This is a genomic window from Psychrobacter sp. 1U2, from assembly GCF_051847575.1.
Genome location: NZ_JBPYDC010001632.1, coordinates 1 through 553, shown reverse-complemented (window position 1 = coordinate 553; position 553 = coordinate 1). Strand labels below are relative to the sequence as shown.

At 42.1% G+C, this 553-nt stretch carries 1 protein-coding gene; it reads right to left on the bottom strand.

Annotation, left to right across the window (positions count from 1 at the left end):
- Positions 1–80: 80 nt before the first annotated feature.
- A complete protein-coding gene (locus tag ACS8FD_RS23565; RefSeq protein WP_439260763.1) occupies positions 81–449 on the bottom strand; it encodes a hypothetical protein in 369 nt (122 codons plus the stop codon).
- Positions 450–553 lie beyond the last annotated feature (104 nt).

Sequence of the window (553 nt, the reverse complement as noted above, 5' to 3'; positions counted from 1 at the left end):
AACCCAAAAACGGACATACAAAAAGAGAGAACAGTAATGCTGCAATTAACCCATCTTGTTGGTTATAGACTGACTGTCAATCACTGACAACGAAAGTTGATCTTGTACTCATAATCGTCGCTACGGGACAAATCTGGCGTACCAGTGCCGAAGATTGAGCCGATAACCGCACCAGCTTGTCCAACCATACGTCCAGTGCGCTCATCCAAGATACCGTTATACGTCACTTTGTCATCGACGATAATCACTTGCTTACTCTTGCAAGTCTTTTGCGCGCTGTCTATCGCATTTTGCTGAGCCTTTACTTTGGTATCTGCGATACCAGTCGTTTCATAAATAGAGTTAGCACGCTGGATAACAGGTGATGAAGGCGTACTTTGACACGCACTCAAGGTGAGGGCTGCGGTGACAGTAGCCGTCAATACTGTGGTTTTACTAAGGGTCTTCATAAATTATCCTTAATTTTTGTACATTGTTTCTAGATGATAGGCACGAAAATTCACTAATTACTCAAAATGATGGATTATAACAAGCAAAAGTCAAACAAACAGCA

Coding starts and splice junctions, on each gene's coding strand:
- ACS8FD_RS23565 (WP_439260763.1), bottom strand. CDS start 449: ATGAAGACCCTTAGTAAAACCACAGTATTGACGGCTACTGTCACCGCA.